8 protein-coding genes are annotated in these 10,204 nt (G+C 71.3%); all 8 read left to right on the forward strand.

From position 1 onward, the window contains the following. Positions 1 to 79: 79 nt before the first annotated feature. The 8 genes from FNH08_RS34045 to FNH08_RS34080 all read left to right on the forward strand — a co-directional run bounded on the left by FNH08_RS34045 (position 80) and on the right by FNH08_RS34080 (position 10,138). Positions 80 to 1,414: a hypothetical protein gene (locus FNH08_RS34045; RefSeq protein ID WP_152775383.1), complete on the forward strand. Its 1,335-nt coding sequence runs from the start codon at positions 80 to 82 to the stop codon at positions 1,412 to 1,414. Positions 1,415 to 1,569: 155 nt separating this feature from the next. Continuing rightward, entirely contained in the window at positions 1,570 to 2,913 is a 1,344-nt protein-coding gene (locus FNH08_RS34050; RefSeq protein ID WP_152775384.1) for a DUF6002 family protein, read from the forward strand. 1 nt (position 2,914) lies between these two features. Beyond that, positions 2,915 to 4,141 (forward strand): GNAT family N-acetyltransferase, encoded by a 1,227-nt coding sequence (locus FNH08_RS34055; RefSeq protein ID WP_152775385.1) that lies wholly within the window; start codon positions 2,915 to 2,917, stop codon positions 4,139 to 4,141. Then, a complete protein-coding gene (locus tag FNH08_RS34060; RefSeq protein WP_152775386.1) occupies positions 4,119 to 4,631 on the forward strand; it encodes a thiamine pyrophosphate-binding protein in 513 nt (170 codons plus the stop codon). The genes FNH08_RS34055 and FNH08_RS34060 overlap by 23 nt, the downstream gene beginning before the upstream one ends. Continuing rightward, positions 4,628 to 5,197 carry a thiamine pyrophosphate-dependent enzyme gene (locus FNH08_RS34065; protein ID WP_152775387.1) on the forward strand — a complete coding sequence of 190 codons (570 nt, stop codon included), beginning with the start codon at positions 4,628 to 4,630 and terminating at the stop codon, positions 5,195 to 5,197. Before FNH08_RS34060 ends, FNH08_RS34065 begins: the two co-directional genes overlap by 4 nt. Further along, positions 5,197 to 8,310: a lantibiotic dehydratase gene (locus FNH08_RS34070; protein WP_152775388.1), complete on the forward strand. Its 3,114-nt coding sequence runs from the start codon at positions 5,197 to 5,199 to the stop codon at positions 8,308 to 8,310. The genes FNH08_RS34065 and FNH08_RS34070 overlap by 1 nt, the downstream gene beginning before the upstream one ends. Then, positions 8,298 to 9,482 carry an ATP-grasp domain-containing protein gene (locus tag FNH08_RS34075; protein ID WP_152775389.1) on the forward strand — a complete coding sequence of 395 codons (1,185 nt, stop codon included), beginning with the start codon at positions 8,298 to 8,300 and terminating at the stop codon, positions 9,480 to 9,482. Before FNH08_RS34070 ends, FNH08_RS34075 begins: the two co-directional genes overlap by 13 nt. Positions 9,483 to 9,517: 35 nt before the next feature. After that, a complete protein-coding gene (locus tag FNH08_RS34080) occupies positions 9,518 to 10,138 on the forward strand; it encodes a hypothetical protein (RefSeq protein ID WP_152775390.1) in 621 nt (206 codons plus the stop codon). The last annotated feature ends 66 nt before the right edge of the window (positions 10,139 to 10,204 follow it).

Genomic DNA, 10,204 nt, shown 5'->3' on the forward strand with positions numbered 1-10,204 from the left:
CTCCCCCTACTGCCCTCGACCACTGACCGCGGTACCTCGCTGCCTGGCGTGCGCGCCATGACGGAAGGGACAGACATTCATGAGTTCCTCGCCCACCGGCTCCTGGTTCGGCACGTACACGCCGAGAACGGGCGGCCCATCCCCTCGGCACCTGGCCGAGACCTTCGAGAACGACCTGTCGGAGATCGCGAGGACCCGCTTCCCCCGTGCGTTCGAGCCGATGGTGGTGCCCCGGGAGTCGTACCGCGAACTGATGCGGGCCACGGAACGGGTTCTGGAGCTCCAGCGCAGGGCCGTCATCGCGCTCGCCCCGGATTCCGAGGGCCGTGTCGCGGCGCTGAAGGCCGATCCGGCGGATCTCCCGCGGCTGGGCTCCGACGAGGCGTACGAGGCCGCTCACGCCATCGACTTCTCGCGCGCCGACGTGGTCGTCGCCGAGGACGGGCCCAAGTTCGTCGAGTTCAACGTCGGCGCGGGTGTCGGAGCGATGCTGGAGTTCGAGCTGGAGCGCAGGATCTGGCAACAGGTCCGGCGGGAGACGGGCGAGCCGGAGCTGACGGCTCCCAGCCTGTACGGGCTGATCGCGGGCCACGTCGAGCGCACCTGCGCCGCGCTCGGCATCCCGCCGGCCGTGCTCCTCGTCGGCTGTCTCGCCGATCCCGCCAAGACCACGCGGTACTTCGACACACAGATCGGCCTTCTGCGGGAGCAGGGCGTCCAGGCACGGTTCGCCGACCTGCGCACCCTGCTCGACGAGATGGGCTCCACCGCCGGCACCGCGGGGCTGCTCGGCATCGTGCAGTTCGCCGAGCGGGAGGCCAACAACTGCGGCTGGGACATGTCCCCACTGGTGACCGCCACGCGAAACGGCCTGTTCGCGCTGCCGTCCCAGACCGCCCGGCTGGTGGACTCCAAGAAGGTACTGGCCCTGCTGTCCGAAGGACTCCCCTGGATGTCCGGCGAGGACCACGACGTGGTGCGGCGCCATGTGCCCTGGACCCGGATCGTCGCCGACCGGAAGGCCGACTGGCGGGGGCGCAGCCACGAGCTGCCCGTTCTGCTGGTCGAACAACAGGAGCACTTCGTGCTGAAGGGCGCTTCCGGCTACTCGTCGCAGGAGGTGTTCTTCGGGTTGAGCACCCCGGCCGCCGACTGGGAGCGGCTCGTCGCCTCGGCCGTGGAGTCCGAGTACTACGTGGCGCAGGAAGTCGTCATGCCGGTACGCCACCCGATGCGGGCGCTCCTCGACGAGGACGGGAACACCGACACCGTCATGGCGAACCCACGCGTCTCGCCCTTCTGTGTCGCGGGCGTGGCCACCGGGTGCTCCATGCGCTTCAACCCGACCGACCAGATCGGACCGGTGACACGGCCCTACGGCGCCTGGCCGGGCGTCCTTCTGGGAGCGCCCTAGCCCTCGGATCGACATATCGACTTGATCAGCACCAGCCCGATCAGAACCAGCCCGATCAGAACCAGCTTGCTCAGAACCAGCTTGCTCAGAACCAGCTTGCTCAGAACCAGCTTGCTCAGAATCAGCTCGATCAGGATCAGACAGGTGATGACGCAGTGATTCTGGAAAACGCCCTCGCACGCTACTACCCGCAGGTCCAGGCCGCTCTGCACGCACTGCTCGGTGACCCCGCCGCCGACGACGGACCCGACTTCTCACCGGGTGCCGAACTCCCCGAACTGACACCGGCGGTCCGGGACTATCTGTCCGTGTCCGACATGGCGTACCGGCCGATGCCGGACTACCGGGGACGCTCCCTGTCCCTGCTCGACCTCACCCGGAACCCCGCGACCATGACGACGAAGACCTTCGCGTCCCTGGTGATCGTCGCGCGTGCCGTCCGGTTCATCCAGGACACGGGGCAGCGGGTCACGATCGTCACGCCGTCCTCGGCCAACAAGGCGGTCGCGCTGCGGGACGCGGTGCTGCGGTCGATCAGCTGTGGCCTGGTCACCGCGGACCAGCTCAACGTGGTGGTGGTCGTCCCGGCCGGCTCGGTCCACAAGCTCCGCGCCTCGGAACTCTTCACCTCCCCCGACCTGCGCGCCCGGAACCCCGTCGCGGTGTACGACGGCGCGGACCCGGAGGCGGTCAAGGCGATAGCCCGCGGTGCGGTCAACAGGTACCGCGGGGTGCTGGAACGGGAACTCGACAGCAGGCTCTGGTACACGCTGAAGCTGGAGAACTACCTCGCGGGTGACGTCGTCCGGGCCTGGGCGGAGGCCGAGCACTTCGCACCGGACGCCGACCGCCCGCGCCTGCACGTCCATGCCGTCTCCAGCGCGTACGGCCTGCTCGGACACGCCTACGGCCGTGGGATGCCGGGGGCCCCGCGGCACGGAGCCCCGCCGCACTACTTCCTCGTGCAGCACCTGGGCGCGCCCGACATGGTGGTCAGCCTGTACGAGGGCGGTGACGCCGGGCGGGTACCCGACTACGTCCGGGAGCCGGAGTCGGGCCGCTACACGCAGCAGGCCAATCCGCGGTTCCCCGGTGTCACGTTCGATCCCGCCGAGGTGCTGGACACGACGTTCTACTCCAGGCGGCCCGCCACCTCACCCCGTATGAACGCCCTCATCAACGGACAGGGCGGGGGCGGAATCGTCGTGTCCCTCGCGGAGTGCCTCGAACGCTACGCGCAGGTGCGTGACCGTCTGGGCGATGCCGGGCTCCTGCTTCCCGCCCACCCCGCCTCCGTCCTCGAGTGGTCCCTCAACATGGCCGTGACCGGCGTGCTCAACGCCATCGACCGGGGTCTCGTGCCCGAGCACGACATCGTGGTCCACGGTTCCGGCGCGTACTCCCGCGCCGACTTCGAGGGCATTCCCCTGCGGGACCTGCACCGGGTGGACGACGAGGACGCGCTGCGGGACCTCGTGTTCAAGGCCACGGCGCCCTGACATGGCGGGGGGTCAGAACGTGATCTCGTACCTGCCCGGTACGGCGCCCCTGCCGTCGCGGGTTCCGCCGTGGCAGCGGATCCGCCTGCACACCGGCTACGCGTGGCGCAACAGCGGACATCCCCTGCTCACCGGGGTGCGCGTCGCCTGGGACACCAGGAACTGGGGACGGTTCCCGGCCGTCCGGTCGGACGTCGGCGGGGTGTCCATCTCGTACTCGGGAGTCCCCGAAGGGCTCCCCTACGCGCTCGAGTTCACCGAGCAGCGCCGGGAGTCCGGTGCGGGGGAGCCCGCCGCGCGCGTCGGGGCGGTTCTCAGGGGATGGGACCTGGGGTCCCCGCGACGAGTGCCCGACGCCGACATCGTCATGGTCGGAACCAGTGCCGCGAAGGCCAGGCAACTGGCCGCGCGCGCCTCGCTGGTCGTGCCCGTCCGGGTGCACTTCGTCCTGGACCTCGACCGGGATCCCGAGGCGATCCACGCCGGCGCGTCCAAGGGTGCCCGGCGTGACTTCCGGCAGAAGTCACGCCAGCACGACTGGTCCTTCGGGACGGAACGCGATCCCGCCTGGTTCGAGTACTTCTACGACCGCGTGTACCGGGCCACGATGTTCGAGCGCTACGGAGCGCGGGCTCGTACCGAGAGCAGGGAGTCCGCGTACGAGTGCCTCTTCCGGTCGGGGGTGCTGTTCCACCTGTCGATGGACGGTGAGCGCGTCGCCGGGCACCTGTGCCACTGGGACCCCGCGTCCAAGGTGCTCACGTCCCGTCTCCTGGGCGTCCTCGACGGAGCGGAGGAGTACTACGCGGCCGGTGCGCTCAAGGTGATGTACTTCCTCCTCATCGATTGGGCGGCCCGCAACGGTGTCCGGCGCCTCGACTTCCAGGGCACCGAGGCATTTCTGAGCAAGGGCACCTACCAGTTGAAGCGCCGCTTCGGGACCCGGGTGGTTCTCCCTCCGAACCACTTCGGCGGGAAGCGGCTGTGGCTCCAGGTCCGCCGCGACACCGCCGAGGTGCGGAGCTTCCTGGTCGACAACCCCCTGCTCACCGAAGCCCGGGACGGGACGCTGGAGGCCGTCTACTTCTACGACGACCTGCGCCCTGTCCGCCTGGACTACCGCGCGGAGTCCCCCGGCGTCGGGCGCGTCCGCCACGTCCATCTGGACGACTTCCTCACCGGAATCAACAAGGACGGAAGGGATCATGACCGTATCGGTCGGCACTGACCGTGCCCAGGAACTCTGCACCACCCTCCTGGGCCAGGGGTTTTCCCCGTTCCTCGGAACCCCGTGCGGGATTCTCGCGCCCGTCTACGAACTCCTGCGGTCCCGGGGCGGATTGATGACGGTGGTCCGTGAGGACAACGCGGTCGGCATCGCGGCCGGCAGTTCGATGGCCGGACGCAGTCCGGTGGTGCTGATGCAGAACTCCGGGCTCGGTCAGTCCGTCAACGCGATCGCGTCGTTGGTGGTCCCCTATCGGATGCCCATGCTGTTCGTCATCGGCATGCGGGGCACGGACGCGGACTCGACCGGCGAGAACGAGGTGATGGGCCGCCTCACCGGGACGGTGTTCGCCATATCGGGCATTCCGGCGACGCGGCTCGACGGGCCGCTCCTGACCGACCAGGTCGCCCGGTGCGCGAGGCTCGTCGTGGAGCAGCGACGGCCGGCGGCCCTGCTGGTCCCTCCGGCGTTCTTCGGGTGGCGCCCGTGAACAAGACCGAGGCCATCAGGGCGGTGATCGACGCCACCGGAGCCGAACCGGTCGTCTTCACCACCGGTTTCTCCTGCCGGATCGCCAGGGGCATCGCCGACCGGGCCAGCCACTTCTACATGACCGGCAGCATGGGTCTGGCAGCCGACATCGGTATCGGCATCGCCCTGCACTCCACGGTGCCGGTGGTCGTCGTGGACGGCGACGGCAGCCTCGCCATGAATCCCGGCTGCCTGCTGACGGCCGGCGCGCTGCCCGGCCTGCCCTTGCTCCACCTGCTGCTGGACGACCGCAGTTACGAGTCCACCGGAGGACAGCACGTGCCCTCCGAGCGCGTCGACTTCTGCGCCCTCGCGCGGGCGGCCGGGTATGCGGAGGTCCTTTGCGCGGACGGCATAGGGGACTTCCGTGAGGCGTTGGCCTCGGGGCTCACGTGCTCGGCGCCCGTCTTCGTGCACGCCGTGCTCGCGGCACCGGAGGGGGCTCTCCCGCCGCCCCGTATCGACCTGGGGCTGGATGAGGTCCGTCGTCGTTTCTCCGACCATCTCGGGCTGGTGGTGCGGTGATGCCGGCGGTGTTCCGGGAGCCCGAGTTCGCCGTGGCCCGGTTGTCCCTCCTGTCGGCCGGCACCCCGGCGCCCCGCCTGCCCGAGGACATGGACGACCCCGAGCAACTGCGGGCCTTCCTCGCGGAGGTCGCCCACGATCCCGTCGCGCGGGAGGCCGTCGCGGTCTCGAGCCTGTCCCTGGACGAGACGCTGGAGAAGGCGGCGGCGGGCGAACCCGTGAAGCCCAAGCAGCTGCGACGGGGTGCCCTCTCGGCACTGCGCTACCTGACGCGCATGCGCCACCGGGCGACCCCCTTCGGGCTGATGGCCGGAGTGGCCCCCGTGACGTTCGGAGACGACACGCGGGTCCGGATCGGTGCGCGCCACCACAAGCACGTCCGGCCCGACCTCGCCTGGCTGGTCGCGGTGGTGCGCGACCTCCTCCGTGATCCGGCGGTGCGTTCCGGTCTGCGCGTGGTGGCCAACGATCTGTGCCGGGTCCGGGGCGATCACCTGGTCGTGCCCCGCGTCCTCGGAGACGACGAGGACCCGGAGGGCGCACACGAGACGGTCGTCGCCCGCACCGAAGTGGTGCGGGCCGCCCTGGACGCCGCGCGGACTCCGGTCCCGTTCCGGGCGTTGCTGGACCGGGTGGTCACCGCGTGCCCGGGCGAGAACAGGGCCGCCGTCGAGGAGCGGCTGGGAGAACTGGTCGAGCGGGACGTCCTCCTCACCGACCTGTATCCGCCCCTCACGAGCGCCGATCCGCTCGGACACGTGCTGGGCACGCTCGCCGCCACGGGCAACGCGCCGGCCCGGGAGCGGCTCGGGGCGGTCGCCGACGCCCTCGACGAGTACGCCGCGGCTCCCGTCGGCACCGCGTACGCCCGGCTCCGCGGCACCGTACGGATCATGCGGACGGCCCGTCCCAGCGACCGGCCCCTGCACGTCGACCTGGGGATGGACGCCGACATCGTGCTCCCGCGCCACGTGGCGACCGAGCTGGCCGACGCGGCCTCGATGGCGTGGCGGCTGTCACCGCCGCCGTCCCGTCCACTGGCCGACTACCACGCGGCCTTCCTGGAGCGGTACGGACTGCGCGGTCTGGTCCCGGTCCACGAGGTGCTGGACCCCCACCTGGGTCTCGGCCCACCGTCCGGCCGCGGCGGTCCGGCGTACCCGGTGGAACCGGCGTCGCGCGCCACCCTGCTCTGCGGTCTGGCCCAGCGTGCCGCCGCCCGGGAGGAGGACGAGGTGGTGATCGACGCGGAGCTGGCCGCGCGGCTGGCTCGCCCGGGCACGGAGGACGGGCCCGGATCGTACGTCGAACCGGTCGCGAGGCTGTTCGCGGCGTCCGGGGAAGCCCTGGCGGCGGGGGATTTCCGCCTGGTGCTCTCCGGGATGAACTTCACCAGGCCCGGCGCGATGTTCGGCCGGTTCCTGCACCTGCTGCCCAAGCTTCGCGAACCGTTCACGACGTGCGTCGACGAACTCGCGGCCGGCTGGCCGTCGGCGACCGCGACGCAGCTAGTCGCCCCGACCCTGCGCGCCCGCAGCGCCAACGTGGGGCAGGTACCGCCGCTCACGCCGGGCACGCTGGTCGTCGGGGCGTTCGCCGACACCGGTGACCCGCGGGTGCTGAACCTCCACGACCTGGCCGTCGGCGCGGACCGGGACCGTCTGAGCGTGGTGTCCCTGCGCACCGGGCAGGAGATCGTGCCGCTGCCGTTCAACGCCAACGAGGTGCGGACCACCGCCCCCGACGCGGTCCGCCTGCTCTTCCAGATCGGCGCCTGCCGCACTCCCCGGTGGTCGATGTGGAGCTGGGGCGCGGCCGCCGAGCGGCTTCCCTTCCTGCCCCGGATCCGATACGGCCGCACCGTTCTCTCCCCTGCCCGCTGGCTGCCCGACGAGCGGCTCACCGACCCGACGCGGAGCTGGGCCCGGTGGCGCCGCCTCCTCGACGAGTGGAGGGCGCAGTGGAGGGTGCCGGACCGGATCGAGGCGGTTCACGCGGACCAGCCGCTGCCGCTCGACCTCCGCTCGGCCGCCGACCTCCGCGTCCTGCGGAACGAACTGTGCCGGAACCCGGGCACGGTCCTCCGGGAGGAACCCCTCGGCGGCGCGTACGGAACGGGGTGGGCCGGTGGGCGCAGCTGCGAGCTGGCGGTGCCCCTGCTGCCGGAACGGCAGCGGTCCTACCCGGCTGCCCGCAGGGAGCTGCCGTTGCGGACCGCCGTCGATCCGGCCAGGACCCGGAAGGCCCACCAGCCGGGCGGCGACTGGCTGTACCTGAAGGTGTACGCGACCTCCGACCGGCACGACGAGATCCTCTCCCGCGCGCTCCCCCCGCTCCTGGATCGCGCGGCGCCAGTCGCCGACCGCTGGTTCTACGTCCGTTACGAGGACGACGAGCCCCATCTGCGCATCCGCTTCCACGGTGCCGCGGCCGAGCTGAACGCGCGGCTGCTGCCCGCGGTGCACGAGTGGGCGGGCCGGCTCGCGGCAGCGGGCGGGATCCGTGATCTGACGATCGGCACGTACCGTCCCGAACTGGCACGGTACGGCGGCCCCGAGGCCATGGAGGACGCGGAACGAGCGTTCTGCGCGGACTCGGAGGCGGCCGTCGAACAGCTCCGGATGCGGGACGCGGGCCTGCTGGACGTGCCGGTGGAGCTCCTCCTCGCGGCGAACTGCTTCGACCTCGCGGCACGGCTCGTCGGGGACGGCTGGCAGGAGTGGCTGCTCGACGCCTGTCCCCCCGACGTGGGCCACCACGTGTTCCAGCGGTACCGACGTGAGGCGGTCGCCCTCCTCGGCCCCCTCGCGGTCCCGGCCGACGGACCGCCGCCCCTGCCGGGCGTGGAGCGGCTGACGGAGATCTGGGAGCGACGGGCACCCCGCCTCACCCGGTACGGGCAGCTGATCCGGGGCGCGATCGCCGAGGGCCGGCTCGGCACCGCCCCCGCCCCCTTCCGCAGCGTTCTGCACCTTCACCACAACCGGCTGGGCGGGATGGACCCGGAGACCGAGCGGGGTTCCTACGCGATAGCGCGGGGCGTCCTGCGGACCATCGCCGACCGGGAACGGCACCTGAACAGGGAAAGTCGGAGGGCCACATGGGCACCGTGATCGTCCTGGGTCATCGGCCGGGTCTCGCGGAAGCGATCGAGCGCAGAGGGCTGGAGCCCCTCTACGTGGTGGAGAAGGACAAGGAGGCGCTGCGCGGCCGTCGGGTACGGCGCGTCAGTGACCTGGAGAACGGTCAGGAAGTGCTGCGCGCCGTGATGAGCACCGAGGCGGTCGGCGTCGCGGGGGTGGTCACCGCTCACGAACAGGGCGTCTTCACGGCCGCGCTGCTGCGCGACCATCTGCGGCTGCCCGGCGACCGTGACTACGCCCGTGCCCTGCGGTTCCGTGACAAGTACCTGCAGAAGACCGCACTGCCGCCCTCGGTAGGGCGGGCGGCGTGCGTGTACGTCGACACCCGTACCGGCTGGGCGGACCTCGCGGACCGCCTGGGCGTCCCGTTCGTCGTCAAGCCGGCCAACGGCTTCGCGGCCGCCGGGGCGGCGAAGGTGTGCTCCGAGGAGGAGTTCGACCGGTACCTGGGCGAACAGCGGCGCGATGCGGCCGTGGGTGACACGGCGCTCGTGGCGGAGTCCTTCGTTCCTGGTGACGAGTTGCACGTGGACGGCGTCTGGTACGGCGGTCGCATGCTGTGGAGCTCCGTCGCCCGGTACCACGAACCCCCCATGAACACGCACGACGGAGCCGTCCTGGCCTCACAGATCCTGTCCCCCACGGAGAACCCGGACCTCGTCGCCCGAGCCGGCGACCTGGCCGCCGAGGCCCTGCGCGGACTGGACGCCCCTGACTGTGTCTTCCACCTGGAGGCGTTCGACTCGGAGGGCACGCTGGTCTTCGGAGAGTGCGCGGCGCGGCTGTCCGGGGCCCATCTGCCGGAGATCGTCGGGCTGACCTACGGCGTCAACCTGTACGACGCCGTGGTCGCCCTCGCAGTCGGCGAGGACCCGTCCCCGCACCTGGTGGCCAAGGAGCCCACCGAGTACTTCGCCTACGTCTACCTGCGCCGCTTCCCCGGCACCACGGTCACCAGGGCGGACTTCGAGAAGCGCTTCCGGTGCCATGAACTCAGCTATCAGGACGGCGGCGTGGGCCGCACCGGCTACTACGGGCGGGTCGGCCACGCCCTGGTCGGGGCCCCGACCAACTCCGGGCTGACCGACATCGTCGACCGGATGGTGGAGTTCAACGCACATGGGCGCGACCGTGAGGGCTGAATCGGTTGTCCGAGCCACCTGGCAGGCTGTTCGACATGGAGCAGCAGGAGCAGCGCATGTCGGTTCACCTCATCGTTGTCGACCCGGACCTCGACGCCCAGTGCGAGCGGGTGGAGGAACGCTTGCTGGTGCCCTTGGCCGGATCGATCCGTGGGACCGGTGACGACGCACTGTGCGCGGACGGGCTCGCGGCGTTCCGGCGGATCCGTACGGAACTGACCGACGCGGTGGCTCGGGGACCACGGGTATGGACGCCGAACGGCCGTTGGGAGCACGAGGGTCTGCGCATCGCCCGCATACCCGTGAGGGACACGGACGTGCTGTACGCGCTGCTGCGTGAGCTGTCCGCGGCACTGGTGTCACCGCCGGACCTCCCCGGCCCCTCGGGCGTCGTCGCGGCGTTGCGCGCCACGGTCCCTTCGACGGGGCCGGCCGAGGACACCGCGGTCGGCCTGGTCGGTGCGCTCGCGCGCGTGCTCTCGCTGGTGGACCTCGCCCCCGACGCGGACACCGCCGCCCTCTTCGCGGTTCTGGAGGCGGCCGGCGGCGAGGACGTGCGGCTGACGTACGCGCAGGAGGACGCGTGGCAGCGCCTCGCCCACCGGGTCACGATGCTCTTGACCGAATCGGCTCCGCTGCACCGCTTTCTGTACTGATCCGGCACGGTACTGATCCGGTAGGGGCCCGGTACCGATCCGGGCCGGCCGTACACCGGCCGGCGC

This window comes from Streptomyces spongiae, from assembly GCF_009377185.1.
Classification (GTDB): Bacteria; Actinomycetota; Actinomycetes; order Streptomycetales; family Streptomycetaceae; genus Streptomyces; species Streptomyces spongiae.

What these genes read in the sequence shown, in the direction of transcription:
- FNH08_RS34045 (WP_152775383.1), top strand. Translation starts at nt 80, where the DNA reads ATGAGTTCCTCGCCCACCGGCTCCTGGTTCGGCACGTACACGCCGAGA.
- FNH08_RS34055 (WP_152775385.1), top strand. Translation starts at nt 2,915, where the DNA reads ATGGCGGGGGGTCAGAACGTGATCTCGTACCTGCCCGGTACGGCGCCC.
- FNH08_RS34060 (WP_152775386.1), top strand. Translation starts at nt 4,119, where the DNA reads ATGACCGTATCGGTCGGCACTGACCGTGCCCAGGAACTCTGCACCACC.
- FNH08_RS34070 (WP_152775388.1), top strand. Translation starts at nt 5,197, where the DNA reads ATGCCGGCGGTGTTCCGGGAGCCCGAGTTCGCCGTGGCCCGGTTGTCC.
- FNH08_RS34075 (WP_152775389.1), top strand. Translation starts at nt 8,298, where the DNA reads ATGGGCACCGTGATCGTCCTGGGTCATCGGCCGGGTCTCGCGGAAGCG.
- FNH08_RS34080 (WP_152775390.1), top strand. Translation starts at nt 9,518, where the DNA reads ATGGAGCAGCAGGAGCAGCGCATGTCGGTTCACCTCATCGTTGTCGAC.